General features: G+C 36.6%; 14 protein-coding genes and 1 tRNA gene. 3 read left to right on the top strand and 12 right to left on the bottom strand.

Annotation, left to right across the window (positions count from 1 at the left end; translation table 11 throughout):
• Window positions 1-97: 97 nt before the first annotated feature.
• Together AC3QLY_RS10625 and AC3QLY_RS10620 are read right to left on the bottom strand one after the other, a co-directional pair.
• On the bottom strand, window positions 98-2728 hold the full coding sequence (locus AC3QLY_RS10625; protein WP_492989735.1) for an MGH1-like glycoside hydrolase domain-containing protein: 2631 nt from the start codon (window positions 2726-2728) through the stop codon (window positions 98-100).
• A 402-nt stretch (window positions 2729-3130) separates the two neighbouring features.
• Entirely contained in the window at window positions 3131-3280 is a 150-nt protein-coding gene (locus AC3QLY_RS10620) for a histidine kinase (protein WP_179853757.1), read from the bottom strand.
• 269 nt (window positions 3281-3549) lie between these two features.
• Between AC3QLY_RS10620 and AC3QLY_RS10615 the strand changes: the two genes are divergently transcribed.
• Window positions 3550-3765, top strand: coding sequence for a hypothetical protein (locus AC3QLY_RS10615; protein WP_074420230.1), 216 nt, complete (start codon window positions 3550-3552; stop codon window positions 3763-3765).
• Between the two features lie 243 nt (window positions 3766-4008).
• On the opposite strand, the gene AC3QLY_RS10610 is transcribed toward AC3QLY_RS10615, so the two are convergent.
• The 5 genes from AC3QLY_RS10610 to tgt all read right to left on the bottom strand — a co-directional run bounded on the left by AC3QLY_RS10610 (window position 4009) and on the right by tgt (window position 8983).
• Window positions 4009-4082, bottom strand: a tRNA-Ala gene (locus AC3QLY_RS10610).
• A gap of 61 nt (window positions 4083-4143) precedes the next feature.
• Window positions 4144-4560: an EamA family transporter gene (locus AC3QLY_RS10605; protein WP_074417678.1), complete on the bottom strand. Its 417-nt coding sequence runs from the start codon at window positions 4558-4560 to the stop codon at window positions 4144-4146.
• 171 nt (window positions 4561-4731) lie between these two features.
• Window positions 4732-6054: a citrate (Si)-synthase, eukaryotic gene (locus AC3QLY_RS10600; RefSeq protein ID WP_074417677.1), complete on the bottom strand. Its 1323-nt coding sequence runs from the start codon at window positions 6052-6054 to the stop codon at window positions 4732-4734.
• 228 nt (window positions 6055-6282) lie between these two features.
• The gene (locus tag AC3QLY_RS10595; RefSeq protein WP_074417676.1) at window positions 6283-7386 is read right to left on the bottom strand and encodes an LptF/LptG family permease; all 1104 of its coding nucleotides are present in this window, start codon (window positions 7384-7386) and stop codon (window positions 6283-6285) included.
• Between the two features lie 457 nt (window positions 7387-7843).
• Window positions 7844-8983 (bottom strand): tRNA guanosine(34) transglycosylase Tgt, encoded by a 1140-nt coding sequence (gene tgt / locus AC3QLY_RS10590; protein ID WP_074417675.1) that lies wholly within the window; start codon window positions 8981-8983, stop codon window positions 7844-7846.
• A 141-nt stretch (window positions 8984-9124) separates the two neighbouring features.
• Here tgt and AC3QLY_RS10585 point away from each other — a divergent pair, with 141 nt between their 5' ends.
• Window positions 9125-10249 (top strand): glycosyltransferase, encoded by a 1125-nt coding sequence (locus tag AC3QLY_RS10585; RefSeq protein ID WP_492989734.1) that lies wholly within the window; start codon window positions 9125-9127, stop codon window positions 10247-10249.
• Window positions 10250-10274: 25 nt separating this feature from the next.
• A complete protein-coding gene (gene rsmG / locus AC3QLY_RS10580; protein WP_074420233.1) occupies window positions 10275-10907 on the top strand; it encodes a 16S rRNA (guanine(527)-N(7))-methyltransferase RsmG in 633 nt (210 codons plus the stop codon).
• A 44-nt stretch (window positions 10908-10951) separates the two neighbouring features.
• Here the strand turns inward: rsmG and AC3QLY_RS10575 are convergent, their stop codons facing one another.
• The 5 genes from AC3QLY_RS10575 to AC3QLY_RS10555 form a co-directional block, all read right to left on the bottom strand.
• Window positions 10952-12895, bottom strand: a complete 1944-nt coding sequence (locus AC3QLY_RS10575; protein WP_074420234.1) for a M1 family metallopeptidase — start codon at window positions 12893-12895, stop codon at window positions 10952-10954.
• 128 nt (window positions 12896-13023) lie between these two features.
• Window positions 13024-13470 carry a PepSY-like domain-containing protein gene (locus AC3QLY_RS10570; protein ID WP_492989733.1) on the bottom strand — a complete coding sequence of 149 codons (447 nt, stop codon included), beginning with the start codon at window positions 13468-13470 and terminating at the stop codon, window positions 13024-13026.
• A 32-nt stretch (window positions 13471-13502) separates the two neighbouring features.
• Entirely contained in the window at window positions 13503-14210 is a 708-nt protein-coding gene (gene rsmI, locus AC3QLY_RS10565; protein WP_074420569.1) for a 16S rRNA (cytidine(1402)-2'-O)-methyltransferase, read from the bottom strand.
• Window positions 14211-14217: 7 nt separating this feature from the next.
• Complete coding sequence (purS, locus tag AC3QLY_RS10560; RefSeq protein WP_074420570.1) at window positions 14218-14490, bottom strand: phosphoribosylformylglycinamidine synthase subunit PurS; 273 nt, start codon at window positions 14488-14490, stop codon at window positions 14218-14220.
• A complete protein-coding gene (locus AC3QLY_RS10555) occupies window positions 14487-15257 on the bottom strand; it encodes a CDP-alcohol phosphatidyltransferase family protein (protein ID WP_492989732.1) in 771 nt (256 codons plus the stop codon). The genes purS and AC3QLY_RS10555 overlap by 4 nt, the downstream gene beginning before the upstream one ends.
• Between the last annotated feature and the right edge of the window lie 14 nt (window positions 15258-15271).

Raw genomic sequence — 15271 nt, 5'->3', positions numbered from 1 at the left:
ATATGTTCGCAACATAATTCTAAACCAACCACAGCTTTATATTTTTTGGTTTTTGATTGGGGATAGGAGAGCGGAGGATGTGGCCTCCCTCTTTTTTTTATACCCCGCTATTCAGTCTGGCCCGTTCGGCAATTAATTCAGCAATAAGACTGGTCCACCCGGTTTGATGGCTCGCTCCTAACCCATGCCCGGTATCACCATGAAAATATTCATAAAACTGCATCAGATGCCTGTTTTCGGGTAGTCGGTAAAACCAGTTATACTTACCATGTAAATTTCGTTCGTTTTGCTCATTTAATGTAAATAAACGGATTACCCTTTTCACTAACTCATCGGCTACCCGGCTTAGTTCTAAAAAATTACCTGAACCTGTTGGGTATTCTACTTTTAAAGAACCATCATAAAACTCACCAAATTTTTGAATACTCTTGATAATTAAGTAGTTAATGGGCATCCAAACCGGGCCACGCCAGTTACTATTGCCTCCAAAAAAATCGGAAGTTGAATCGCCGGGATCGTATTGAATAGAATACTGAATGCCATCAATGGTAACAGAATATGGATTTTTTTCATGGAATTTCGATAAAGCCCTGATGCCACCATCTGATAAAAATTCGGTTTCGTTCAGCAAATGTTTGAGCAGCCCTACTAATTTTGATTTAGGTATTAGAGATATTAATATTTTATCCTGATCTGTTTTTTCTTCATTGGGCCAGAATTTATCGTTTTTTAACCGGTATTGCTTGTACCAGGAAATACGTTTATCAAAATCCTGTAATTTTTTCAACACTTTTCTATCAATCACTGAAACTGCAAATAAAGAGGTTAATCCTACGATTGATTGAATGCGTAGTTGCAATGTTTCTCCCCCGGCCAGGCCAAGTTTGTCATAAAAAAACTCATCCTCCTCATTCCACATGCCTAATTGATTCAGTGCCTCTGCAATTAAAATGAAATGTTCAAAAAATTTCGTGGCGCTATCTTCAAAAGCGTCATCCTGCATAGCTATTTCAATGGCAATATCCATTAAATTCAATGCATACATCCCCATCCAACTGGTGCCATCGGCCTGCTCTAACTTTGACTGGTTATTTAACTGAATACTACGATTGAATACACCTATGTTATCTAAGCCAAGAAATCCCCCTTCAAAAATGTTATTGCCCTGCGGGTCTTTTCGGTTAATCCACCAGGTAAAATTGATGATTAATTTATGAAATACTTTTTTTAAAAACCGGGTATCACCCTTCCCTGTTTTTGCTTTTTCAATATGATAGATTTGTAGCGCACTCCATGCTTGAACAGGAGGGTTTACATCACTGAAATGCCATTCGTATGCCGGTAGTTGCCCATCGGGTTTCATATACCATTCCCGCATAATGAGTGTTAACTGATGTTTGGCAAAATTGGTATCAACCATTGCCATAGAAACGCAATGAAATGCCAAATCCCATGCCGCATACCAGGGGTATTCCCATTTATCAGGCATTAATATAATATCCTGATTTTTTAGATGTTGCCATTCACTATTACGCCCATGGGTTCTTTGCCAGGAAAGCGCGGTAATTCCATCACCTTCCTGCAGCCATCTTTCCACATCATAATAATAAAACTGTTTACTCCATAGCAACCCGGAAAGGGCTTGCCGTTGTATATTTTTAAAATCGTCTGAAATATGTTTAGGTAATATATCATGATAAAATTCATCGGCCTCAGCCTTACGGTTTACAAATAATTGTTCAAAATTTGAACCAAAAGGATGTTGAACTACAGCTGAACTTAAGCGCAAATATGTTGTTGATGTTTGGCCAGGTTCTATTATCAATTCATATACCGGCGAAAATTTAGTACCTGATTTCTGCGCAGCTAACAGCTCTTTGTTTTTATTATGAATGATGGCATCATGAAATGCATCTTTCACCAATGGGGATGCGTTGGGTATACCAAATAGTTTTTCAGTATTGGTTTCATTTTCGGTAAATAAACAGAGATTTGTTTCGGGATAATACAAATAATAATTACCTAACCGCTCATGCATGGCTTTTACAAGGCCGGGTTTATTGGTTAATTTAATGACAGGTTTCTTATCGGTTGCTTTAGATTGCCAGCGATTAAAAAACCAAAGTGTTGGCATTAGGGTTAAAGGGGCTGCTGTGGCTGCTCTGTTCGTTATTTCAATTTTAATTCCAATATCTTTTTTATTGAGTTTGGCATAGGTTACCAAAACATCAAAATATTTATTATCATTAAAAATGCCGGTATCTAAAATTTCATACTCGGGCTCTAATTTGCTGCGCTTTTTATTTTCCTGAATTAGTTGCTCATAAGGAAATGCTTCCTGCGGATACTTATAGAGCATTTGCATATAATAATGCGTAGGCAGGTTATCCAAATAATAGTACAATTCTTTAACATCTTCTCCATGATTACCATCTGAATTACCCAAGCCAAATAATCTTTCTTTTAAAATACTGTCTTTCCCATTCCACAGCGTAAGGCCAAAACACAGGTTTCCAAAAAAATCTGAGATACCACATAACCCATCTTCTCCCCAGCGATAGGCTCTGGAAATGGAATGATGAAATGGAAAATAATTCCAGGCATCTCCGTTGGTACTATAATCTTCCCTAACGGTTCCCCACTGGCGTTCGGAAAGATACGGCCCCCATTGTTCTAAGGGCACTTTTTTTGCACTATTGTCTTTTAACCGTTTTTCTTCTGCATTCATAACAGGCTGCAAATTAGGTATGCAACGCATTCAATAACAGATTCAACTCAATTATGTGCGAAAAATGTTATCATATTTTTTGAGGCATATATTTCATTACAATTTGCAACGAGCCAGTTACTTTTCATTTGCCAATCTGTTCCATACCTTCGATAACCCTATACAGAAATACAAATAAATCTGTTTTTAAAAGGAGTTTGTATATCGAATTTACAATTTACAATTTGGGTATACAAAAAGGGCATCTATTGCAACTAATATTACGATTGTTTGTCTGTTTGTTCGAATTTTCATTACATAAAAATAAATTTTAAGAAATGTCATTTTTCAAGTGAAAACAGTTCAATATTTTTGATCTAAAGTATACCAATAGACTTTTGTTAATTGAATAATAAATTTTTATTACGTATTTTTATCAATATGCACCAAATTAGACAATACACTCAAACTATTGAACAAAAAGTGTGGATTTAACTGATTTTGTAAAGCTTCAAATTTTGACTGCGTATATTCTTTTTCTAATCTGTTTACTTTAGTTTTTCTATGCTCCATGCTTCTAAAAGAATTAAAACCGGTAATCATTACATAAATAATAAATAATATATGTATGTGTCATGGCCAATAAATTATGCAATCTTATTTCTAAAGCACCAGCATTGGCCTCAGGCACTACTACTAATTGTACAAACAAAAAATAAAAATACGCTTCAATGCAAATCCACCCAGGAACACTACCGGGATTTCAATGGAATAGCGTTGAATGGACATGCTTTTGCAGCAAATTTTTTATTAAAAAAATAATAATATAATACACAAAATATATGGATGCTATCACATCAAACAATAAAAAGAAACCCTCTCTGACGATGCTTTTAATATCTAATAAAGGAGCAAGACTTCCTGTGTTAATAAAGGCCAGTGAAGCCAAAAAAAGAAAAAAGAAAACAATGCCGGTAAGAGACAGCAGAAATGAATGCTTCCTACAATTTTATTTGCAAGCTGTATTTTTAAACAATATTGCAGTAAATGGTATTTGATTCATCTTCTTCGATCATACAAATTATCAATTCTTGAAAATTCCTGATAGTTGCCCTATTGCAATTTGAAAGTTTAAATTGCCTCAATTTTGACTAACCGGCAATTAAACTATTCTGAATTGGCCAAATTACAGGAAAAATGGCAGAAAAAACAGGTTGAAAATGTGCAGGTAAAAAAAGTATGAGGTGACTTTATAAAGTTTAGTTGTGGAGAAAAAAATCCCGTTTTCACGGGATGAGTTGTGGAGAATACCGGAGTCGAACCGGTGACCTCTTGCATGCCATGCAAGCGCTCTAGCCAACTGAGCTAATTCCCCTTTTTGTTTGATGGGATTGCAAATGTATAACGTGTAGTTTGTTACACAAAATTTTTCTCATTTAAATTATTAGAACAAAAGTTCCTATAATAATCAGCGTAGCTCCAATGGCCATTTTAAGGGTAATGGTTTCTCCTAAAAAGATAACAGATAAAATAATGGCAATAGCCACACTGGCCTTATCAACCGGTGCCACCTGCGATACTTTACCAATTTGCAATGCTTTAAAATAAAATAGCCATGAGAGGCCGGTGGCCATGGCCGATAATAATAAAAACCACCAGTTTTGTTTGCTGAGAGAATGAATACTTTCCTGCATATTTCCTTTAAACAAAGCAATACTCCAGGTAAGCAATAAAATAAAAGAGGTTCGAATAGCCGTTGCCAAATCACTGTCAATATGGCTAATACCTTTCTTGGCAAAAATGGCGGTAAGGGCTGCAAAAAAGGCTGATAAAAGTGCATAAACCCACCACATAATAGTTTTTATTTAAAAGTAAGGCTAATTCTTGTTGTTGATGCTTAAGTTCCACAATAAAAAAACTGCTTGCCACGCAACGGGCAAACATGTTTACTAAAATATTTGCATCCATTATTGTTTCCCTTTCAATCAAATATTGTAATGTGTAAGAAATGGTATGATACAATATTAATCCCAAATTTCGTCTTCGCCTTTTAACCAGCGTTTTATGGCATTAGTAGTTACACTTTTCGGGCGTTCTAATGGGAAACCCAATGCCCTGTCCCAACACAAATTGGCCAATACACCCAACGCACGACTTACTGCAAATAAAACCGTATAAAATTCATATTCTACCAAACCGTAATGCACCAATAATGCGCCGCTGTGGGCGTCTACGTTGGGCCATGGGTTTTTAATTTTGCCCATTGACTGCAGGATTGGCGGAACGGTTTCATAAATTTTCCATACCGTATTTACTAATTTATCATCGGGCATATGTTTTTTGCCAAATTCCATTTGTGCAGTGAAGCGTGGATCCGTTTTACGTAAAACGGCATGACCATAACCCGGAACCACTTTCCCATCAGCAATAGTTCTCTTCACATATTCCTCAATTTGCTCTTTAGATGGATTATCGGTACCCAATTCTTTTTGCATTTCAAAAATCCACTTTATCACCTCCTGATTAGCCAAACCATGTAACGGACCAGCCAATCCATTCATACCTGCAGCATAACTTAAATAAGGATCGCTAAGGGCACTACCCACCAAATGAGTGGCATGAGCGCTTACATTACCGCCTTCATGGTCAGCATGAATGGTCATGTACAAACGCATCAGTTCTTTAAAGCTTTCATCTTCAAAACCCATCATGTGGGCTAAATTACCTGCCCAATCTAACAGTCCATCCGGCTCAATGTGCTCTTTATTTTTGTATTTGCGCCTGTATATGTATGCAGCAATACGAGGTAACCGGGCAATCAGGTCCATCACATCATCGTATACCGGATTCCAATAATCTTTTTTATTGATACCTTTTGCATATTCTCTGGCAAAATCACTTTCTGTTTGCAAGGCCATAACACCTACTACAAACATCGTCATTGGATGGGTAGACAATGGTAATGCATCAATTGCTTTGAACACGTGTGTAGGTACATGGCTGCGCCGTTGCCAAACATTGGTAACGTGCTGCACATCTTCTTCACCAGGAAGCTCACCAATTAACATCAAATAAAATAAGCCTTCAGGTAAGGGCTCTCCGTTTGGATGTACTTTGGGTAATTTTTCCTGCAATTCAGGAATAGAGTAGCCTCTAAACCGGATACCTTCCTGCGCATCTAATAAACTGGTTTCTGAAACCAATCCGGTAATACCGCGCATACCCTGATATATTTGAGAAAGGGTTACTTCTCCAATTTTTTTATTACCATGATCTTTTAAAAGATCTTTAATTTCTGCATTGGCAGATTCGGCTTTTAATCTAAACCGCTCTTTAATAATTCCCATGGTGCAACATTTTATATTCTATTAAAAATTAATTTAAAAATATTTGGCCAAGTCCTGTTTAAAAAAATGCAGCATTGTGGCTAAGCAATAATGGTTGAATTACAATTAGCAATTTACTGCTACCCTTAATATGATAATTAGCGGCTATAAAGGTAAAAGAACTTCATTGTTGTAACAAAACAAATAACAGTAAGTTGCCTGTTTATAACAAGAAATTGATAAACGGAATCACTTGGGTGCTTTGCGGTATAAATAAAACACAACAAATAAAAACAGTATATTAGGAATCCAGGAGGCAATTTCAGGGGGCAAGTTGCCCTTGGTTGAAAAAATGGTTGAAAATTTATCTGTAATAATAAATAAAGCAGCAATTACAAATCCTACGGCTAAATGCAAGCCACTGCCGCCACGCACTTTTCTGCCGGCAACGATAGCACCAATCAGGGTTAATAAAATAACGGTTATTGGCGTGGCATACCTTCTGCCTGCCTCTACTTTTAGTTCGTTTAATCCTTCGGCACCTCGTAATTCCTGCAGTTTAATAAAATGGGCCAATTGCGGCGAGGTTAATTTATCTTTTGTGTACTTATCCTGTCGAATATCAACTGGAGTAAAGTTTAAATTTTTATACAATGCAGGCAGCATTCTTACATTTTCACCCAGTGGTAATATATCACGTTCAATAACATATTCCAATTTCCATTTTTTGGTAAGGGTATCCCATGAAATGCCTTCTGCACGGGTGTTTTTAACCATTTGGTTGTTCCGAACTTCATCTAAAAAAATGGGGCCACCTCTTTTGCTAATGGTATCATAATTATAAATACCGGCATAGGTAAATGAATCTACTTTCATATAAAAATCACTACCACTGCCGTTTCTGCTTTTGGTAAGGTTTTCATAGGAAGAATTGGGATCAAGGTATTTGGCCTCAAAATTTCCTCTGATAACATTGGCTTTTGGAACGATGTATAAGTTGGAAACCAATAGAATACCCGCCAATAGAATACCCGCCATCCAATAAGGCCGCAACCAGCGATTGTAAGCAGTACCACTGGCCAAAATAGCCACTATTTCGCTTCTGCCGGCCATTTTGGAAGTAAAAAAAATAACTGCAATAAATATAAATAATGGAAAGAGTAATGCAAGAATATAGGGAACAAATCCAAAGTAATACTGGCTTACTATGGCTCTGGCACTTAACCCTGATTTGGCAAAATCATCGGCCTTTTCACTAATATCAACAACAACGGCAATTACGGTAAATAAAAAAATGGAAAAGAAGAAGGTGGACAAAAATTTTTTAATAATATACCAGTCTATCTTTTTCATACTTTTCTAATTTCCCGCACAAACAAGCACTAAAGCTTTTGCAATGGGTGTAGGTTAAAATCAACTCATTTACTGTAATTGTTTCCAATTATTGTTGAAATAATTTTGATTCATCACCAATATCAATTTATTGATGTAATACAAATAACAATGGGCACAAAGATAATGGGAGAAAATATACCAATGGGCAACAAGCTGTTAAACCCCATGGACGGCAGCAGAGAAAAAAACATCCATTAAAATGGATGTAGGGGGAAATGCATTTCACAGGTAACAGATTAGTAATGTAGTATGAAACTAATTTTATTTTGCCGGAATACAAAACAAAAGAAGAGTTGGTGGATAAGTAATGAATTAGTATTTCAATTGTTCACATTTGTTTTAAAAAATTTATATGTATAATTTCGGTTACAATTTTATGAAACCCCAATACTACATTCCATTTGGAATGATGATTTTATAAGCGTTGTTTTAGGATTGGTACCATCTCCTGCTTCCATGGATTAAAGTTACGCAGCAGTATTTGTGTACGTGCTTCAGCAACCAGCCATAAATAAAATGAAAGGTTGTGTAAACTGGCAATTTGCAAAGCTGAAATTTCATTTGCTGCAAATAAGTGGCGCAAGTATGCTTTTGAATAATAATTGCTGATGGATGCGGGTATACCATCGTCAATAACCGAAAAGTCGGTAGCCCATTTTTTATTTTTAATATTAATAATACCTTTTGAGGTAAAAAGCATCCCATTCCGGCCATTTCGGGTTGGCATTACACAGTCAAACATATCCACTCCTAAAGCAATTCCTTCCAAAATATTCCAGGGGGTTCCTACCCCCATCAGGTATCGTGGTTTTTCTGAAGGCAGAATTGAGCAACATAAAGCAGTAAAATCGTACATCATCTCTTCAGGTTCCCCTACAGATAATCCTCCAATAGCATTACCCGCAGCCTGCTTTGACGCAATGTATGCACAGGAAGCAGTTCGTAAATCTTTGAATGTACCGCCTTGAACAATGGGAAATAGATTTTGTGTATAGCCATATAAATCGGGGGTTTCGGCTAACCGGGCAATACCCCGATCCAACCAGCGATGTGTAAGCTCCATGCTATTCTTTGCATATGCATAATCAGAAGGATAAGGCGGACATTCATCAAAAGCCATAATAATATCTGCCCCGATACTGCGTTGTATATCCATTACATATTCAGGTGTAAAAAGATGCCTGCTGCCATCTATATGCGATTGAAAAGTAACACCCTCCTCCTTAATCTTTCGCTGGGTAGCCAATGAAAACACCTGATAACCACCACTATCGGTTAAGATTGGCCGGTTCCAACCCATAAATTTATGCAATCCACCGGCTTGTTGTAAAATATCGGTTCCAGGCCTTAAATACAAATGATAGGTGTTGCCCAAAATAATTTGTGCATGAATATCATCTTGCAATTGTTGCTGCGTAATGGCTTTAACAGACCCACCCGTTCCAACCGGCATAAAAATAGGAGTTTGAATACTACCATGATCAGTAATGATTGTACCGGCACGGGCAGCACAGGCAACATCTGTTTCCTGAATACTAAATTGAAGTTGCGGCATAAGTTTGCAAAAATAAGTGTATGGCCGTTTTTTAAAACAAGATTATACAGATTGCCTGTAAATAACTACAGGTTAAGCAATTGTTATCCACAAAGCGTTCAACCAACTAAAGCAAGTTATTGGGAAAGCTATTTTTGCATAATGACAATACCTTTACCCTTACCTTTCTTTATTTTTGTTGCATTCTGCACTTGCATTGCCATACAAGTTTTATATTATTTATTTTTATTTAGCAAAACTGCATTTTATAAAAACAAAGATTTTTCAGAGCAGGCAGAAAAACCCGTTTCTGTTATTGTTTGTGCCAGAGATGAAGCAGCTAATTTGGTAAAAAACCTACCTGGCATTCTGGTACAGGAATACAATGCCATACATGAGATAATTGTAGTGAATGATAATTCAACCGACGAATCAAAATATATTTTAGATGAATTAAAAGCAGCATTTCCGCATATTCATCACATAGAACTGACGCAGGAAGCAAAACTCATTGCCGGTAAAAAATTCCCATTATCGATGGGCATTAAAAGCGCCCGTTATGAATACCTTTTACTGACTGATGCAGACTGTGTTCCTGCCAGCGAATTATGGATTCAAAAAATGCAGGCTGCTTATGATGATGGAATTGAAATTGTATTGGGTTATGGAGCCTATCATAAAAAACCGGGATTACTGAATAAAATTATCCGTTTTGAAACATTTCATACCGCACTGCAATATTTTTCCTATGCTTTGGCCGGCATGCCGTATATGGGTGTTGGGCGAAATTTAAGTTATAAGCGGGATGTATTTATTAGAACCAAAGGTTTTTCGTCCATGAATCAGATACCCGGAGGAGATGATGATTTATTTATTAATAAAGTAGCCAGGAAAAACAATACCGCAGTAGTGATTGATCCGGATACTTTTACATTGAGTGAGCCAAAACAAAAATGGAGTGACTGGATGAAACAAAAAAACAGGCATTATTCTACTTCTAAATATTATAAAGCCAAACATAAATTCTGGCTGGGATTGTATACTTTTAGTTTTTTTTGGATTTATCCATTATTAGCAGCCAGTATTATTTTGTTTAACTGGTGGCTAACACTGGCTTTATTTGGATTACGTTTATTGATTCAGGGTATTATTTATTTTAATGCCATGAAAAAATTAAACGAAAAAGATTTATGGCCCATGTATTTGTTGTTTGATATCTGGATGTTTTTTTATTATATATTATTTTTCCCGGCATTATGGAAAAAGCCGAAAAAAACATGGAGCTAATTTGAATGCTCCATAATTTTATTAAATGGATAATATTTTAAAATATTTTACAGATTTTACAGCTCAACAGCAGCATCAGCTTATGGCATTGGCGCCTCTTTATAAAGAATGGAACGAAAAAATAAATGTTGTTTCCAGAAAAGATATAGACAGTATTTATTTACACCATGTATTACATTCACTAAGTATAGCTACCATTACCAATTTTGATTCGGGTATGGAAATAATAGATATTGGCTGCGGTGGCGGGTTTCCAGGAATACCTTTAGCCATATTTTTTCCCGATGTTCATTTTCATTTGGTAGACAGTATTGCTAAAAAACTTACTGTAGTACAGGCTGTTTGTGAAGGAGCCCAAATTCATAATGTAACTACACAACATACCCGTGCAGAACAAATTAAAAACAGAAAATTTGATTTTGCCATAAGCCGTGCAGTAGCACCATTGAAAGACTTATGGCAATGGAGTAAACCACTCCTTAAAAAAGGGAATACCGTTACTGCCGATAATTTGGCAAATGGCTTAATATGTCTGAAAGGCGGTGATTTGCATCAGGAAATTTCAGAAAGTTTAACCCGCCCCTCTCTATACAGCATTTATGATATTTTTCCTGAACCCTATTTTCAGGAAAAATATATAGTACATGTAAAAAAATAGGAAGCAATTTTTTATGTGCCTCCTATTCTATGCAATCCAATCAATTATTCAGGTATTACTAATTTGTTATTGCTACGGTTTACATCGGCCATACGCTGTGTAGGATCTATTTCTATACTCTTAATATCACGAATACTTTTGCTGATGGTGAAATTGTATTCAGGATGTGTCCAGCGCCATTCTTCATGTATAATTCTGGGTATTGTATCTTCAGCAGGCTTTATACCATACATCAGGCTCATGGGTATATAATGCAGCTCACTGGTTCCATCTTTATAAGTTACCAATACATCAATGGGCATGGGCATCTTGCCAATACGTTTTAAAGTTATTTGTGGTTTGCCATTCACTACATTAATATCTCCAATGCCGTAATCAATTGTTTTGGTAGTATACACCCAATATTCTTTATACCATTCCAACTCAATATTGCTAACTTTTTCAGCTACTCTTATAAAATCATTGGCATTGGGATGTTTAAACCGCCAGGTATTGTAGTATGCCAATAAAACTTTATCTCGCAAACTATCACTAATAATATATCCTAATTGTTCAAGAAAAACTGCCCCCTTACTATATGCAGCCAACGAATAGGCAAAGTTGGTATTATAATGATCGGCATGTGTACTCATGGGTTCTTCATAAGGACTTCTGGCTAAGGCAAAATACCCCATATAGCTATCATATTGATTTTTAGGCAACTTTTCAACATCTTCCATTACTCTGTTTTTAATATAATTTTTAACGGGAATGCTGGTATAAGGCGATTGTTGTGCAATATTCTGGTTATACCATGCCATCACTTCAGAGGCTGCATAAGTAGTAAAACCTTCATCCATCCAGGGATATAAACTTTCGTTGGTACCCAGCATGTGCTGATACCAACTATGCATCCATTCATGAAAAACAGTACCCAAACCAGACCCTTTTATTAAAGTAGCCATGGCATATTCCATACCCCCATCGCCACCCTGAATAAAAGAATATTGTGGATAGGCATAAGCGCCAAAACGTTTTTCAATATAAGGTAGTGCTTTTTCTGCCGACCATAGCACATTGTTCCAGGCACTGTCAGTATGAGCATCTCCTGCTTTGTAAAAAACATTTAATACCAACCCTGGTCTAACTTTTTTAGATAAATGCCTGTAATCAGGATCTGCAGCCCACACAAAGTCGTGCACGTTATTACCAATAAAATTCCAGGTAATGGTATTGCCCTTGTGCTCCGGAACTTTTATACCCGGCTTTTCATAGCCAAAACCAATTTCATCAGGATGTTGCAATATACCCGTAGCAGCCACCATATAATGTTTATCAATGGTAATTTTAACATCAAAATTGCCCCATACGCCATAAAACTCTCTGGCAATGTAAGGGTTGGCATTCCAGCCCTGATAATCATATTCTACCATTTTAGGATACCACTGGCTCATGCTGTAACGCACACCTTCAGCATTATCGCGTCCGCTACGCCTAATTTGAATGGGCACCTGCGCCTTAAACACTACCTTCATATTGGTTTTACTGTTAGGCAATATTGGAGTAGATAAAGGCACCTCTAAAATGGTTTCATGATAAATTAATTTTTGTTCTACACCATTAATAACAATACTGATTACACTATCATACCCAATTTCATTTGGCTCAAGTTTACTGATTCGATCTTTCACTCTTTCATCCCAATCGGGTATGGGGTTACCATTGCGATCCTGGCGGGTAGCAATTTTACCCAGTTCTCTACTTCTAACATCCATACTACTGTTGGGTTGAAACGCATTCCAGTATAAATGAAAAAACACACGATGCAAAGTATCAGGTGAATTATTGGTGTATACAATATTTTCAGTACCGGTAAACCTGTTGGTTACCACATTCATACGTACATCAATTTGATAATAAATATGTTGCTGCCAGCGATCGGGCTGTGCATATAAAGCTTGCTGTGCAATGCCAACAATGAATAGAATGGCTAAAAATTGTTTCATCATATGCCGTAAAATTTTAAAAAATCAATGAATGTTCTAACAGAAACTCAACCTCATCTTATAAAAAATTGAAATCATTTTCAATTTATGAATGCTATTGGGCAAGGTAAAATTTTTATTACAAATAAAATTTACAGTGCCGGTATATCTTTTTGAAGTTGACCTTTCTGACTAAAATAGAGAAAGGTTTTGCGAAATGCATTTTTACGAACTTCTATCCTGTAAAGCAGTTCATTGTTTAATGAAGTTATTTTCTGTACCAATACAATTTCCCAATCGTTGAATTTGCTTTTATCAAATCCATCTTTTATGGCGTCATTCAACTGGTCGTATGGCATTTTTGAAATGGTTTCTAACCATTGGCCTTTGTTATTGTATTTTACCTGCATCAACGTATCGCCATTGTTAAAATTTGCCTGAAAGTTGGTAATATTATCTTTCCAACTCAATTTGGTGGCATGTGGAAATTGTGCAGTAAAGGCTTCAGTTACCTCTGCCGGTATTTTACGAAATTGAGCCTGCACTTGAACCGAACTCAACAATACAATAACAAATAAAAAACTCATAATACGTTTCATGGATAATGTTTTAATTGAATAAAATATTGTTATCAGGATATACCTCCAATTACTATAACAATTTCGCCTTTTACAACTTGTTGCTGAAAACAATCATGCACTTGTTGTAAAGTACCTCTCACATGGGTTTCAAACATTTTAGAAATTTCTCTGCTTACTGAACATTGGCGTTCAGCGCCGAAATAGGTGATTAATTCAAGTAATGTTTTTTGCAATCGCATTGGACTTTCGTACAGTATGATGGTTCTTTCTTCCAAAGCCAACTTGGAAAGCAAAGTATGCCTTCCTTTTTTAGGTGGTAAAAAACCTTCAAATACAAACCGATTGGTTGGTAAACCACTTACCACCAATGCAGGAACAAAAGCTGTGGCTCCGGGTAAACACTCTACATGAATTTGCTGCTGCACACAGGCCCGCACCAGTAAAAAAGCCGGATCGGAAATACCTGGCGTACCCGCATCGGTAATTAATGCAAAAACTTTACCCGATAGCATTTGCGTAACCAAATGGTCTACTATTTTATGTTCATTATGCTGATGATATGGCGATACCGGTTTTTGAATGCCATAGTGCTGCAGTAAGCGGGAAGAGGTGCGCGTATCTTCACACAAAATAACATCTGCCTGTTGCAACACTTCAACGGAGCGATACGTAAAATCTTTTAAATTGCCGACGGGGGTTGGTACAAGATAGAGCCTTACGGATTGGTTGGTTCGTTGCAATTGTTGTTCAGCATCCATAGCCGGCTTATAAAAATTTTTTATTTATGCCTGAATGAATCATTTCAATTTCATAAAATTCCATTACCGGATTGGCCAATAATTTTTTACTGGCTTCCTCAGCAATACTTTTTGCAGTATTCTCAGAATCAGCTTCAATTTGCAGGGTAATATGTTTGCCCACCCTTACATCGTTTACCGCCAGTATGCCGAGATTATGCAAACCGCCTAATACGGCTTTTCCCTGTGGATCTAATAAATCTTTTAAAGGCATTACCTTAATTTGAACATGGTATATCATGATACTATCCTTTGTTTTAAAAGCAAAGATAAAACTACATAAGCGATAAAACTAACCGGCACAGCCATCCATCCTAAAAACAATGCACTCACCACTGCAACAACACCAATAATTATGAAAGGCCATATAGCAGCAAAAGAAAGTTTTTTAAATTTTAATGCCATTACAGGCATTTTTGATACCATCAAAAAACTCAATACAACTGCACAACTGTATAAAAACCATTTATTCACCATTAACTCAATCATCCAGGCAGTATTCGAAAACCAATAAATAAGCGGAAAAGAAGCAATGCAAATACCTACTGCCGGAATGGGTACGCCTTTAAAATAATGCGTTTGTGTTGTATCAATGTTAAACTTTGCTAATCTATATGCTCCGGCACAGGGTATTAAAAAAGCAGGCAATAACCAAAGAACGGAAACATCTAATCCATTGGGTTGAGCTGCGTAGGCTCTTTTTAAAAATTCAAACAATATCATGCCGGGTGCCACTCCAAAACTTACCACATCGGCTAAGGAGTCTAATTGTTTCCCCATTTCTGAACTGGCTTTCAATGCACGTGCTACCATACCATCCAAAAAATCAACCAATGCAGCCACACCAATACAAACAGAAGCCCAGTAAATTTTTTGTGGTATTTCAATAGTTTGCTGGCCGGTTTCATCTACACTTAACATTAAACCCGGTTGCAGTATTACTACAATGGCAAAACAGCCAAAAAGCAGATTCAATATTGTAAAAGCATTGGGAATTTGTTTACGCATAATGGCTGTATAAA

Source organism: Hydrotalea sp. GW822-HT8A01 (assembly GCF_058798575.1).
Note: the sequence above shows the minus strand (reverse complement) of the source record. Positions and strands in the feature narration are given on the sequence as shown.

Excerpts from the sequence above, each read along its gene's own strand:
- AC3QLY_RS10625 (WP_492989735.1), bottom strand. The coding sequence starts at position 2,728 with ATGAATGCAGAAGAAAAACGGTTAAAAGACAATAGTGCAAAAAAAGTG.
- AC3QLY_RS10620 (WP_179853757.1), bottom strand. The coding sequence starts at position 3,280 with ATGGAGCATAGAAAAACTAAAGTAAACAGATTAGAAAAAGAATATACG.
- AC3QLY_RS10615 (WP_074420230.1), top strand. The coding sequence starts at position 3,550 with ATGGATGCTATCACATCAAACAATAAAAAGAAACCCTCTCTGACGATG.
- AC3QLY_RS10605 (WP_074417678.1), bottom strand. The coding sequence starts at position 4,560 with ATGTGGTGGGTTTATGCACTTTTATCAGCCTTTTTTGCAGCCCTTACC.
- AC3QLY_RS10600 (WP_074417677.1), bottom strand. The coding sequence starts at position 6,054 with ATGGGAATTATTAAAGAGCGGTTTAGATTAAAAGCCGAATCTGCCAAT.
- AC3QLY_RS10595 (WP_074417676.1), bottom strand. The coding sequence starts at position 7,386 with ATGAAAAAGATAGACTGGTATATTATTAAAAAATTTTTGTCCACCTTC.
- tgt (WP_074417675.1), bottom strand. The coding sequence starts at position 8,983 with ATGCCGCAACTTCAATTTAGTATTCAGGAAACAGATGTTGCCTGTGCT.
- AC3QLY_RS10585 (WP_492989734.1), top strand. The coding sequence starts at position 9,125 with ATGACAATACCTTTACCCTTACCTTTCTTTATTTTTGTTGCATTCTGC.
- rsmG (WP_074420233.1), top strand. The coding sequence starts at position 10,275 with ATGGATAATATTTTAAAATATTTTACAGATTTTACAGCTCAACAGCAG.
- AC3QLY_RS10575 (WP_074420234.1), bottom strand. The coding sequence starts at position 12,895 with ATGATGAAACAATTTTTAGCCATTCTATTCATTGTTGGCATTGCACAG.
- AC3QLY_RS10570 (WP_492989733.1), bottom strand. The coding sequence starts at position 13,470 with ATGAAACGTATTATGAGTTTTTTATTTGTTATTGTATTGTTGAGTTCG.
- rsmI (WP_074420569.1), bottom strand. The coding sequence starts at position 14,210 with ATGGATGCTGAACAACAATTGCAACGAACCAACCAATCCGTAAGGCTC.
- purS (WP_074420570.1), bottom strand. The coding sequence starts at position 14,490 with ATGATATACCATGTTCAAATTAAGGTAATGCCTTTAAAAGATTTATTA.
- AC3QLY_RS10555 (WP_492989732.1), bottom strand. The coding sequence starts at position 15,257 with ATGCGTAAACAAATTCCCAATGCTTTTACAATATTGAATCTGCTTTTT.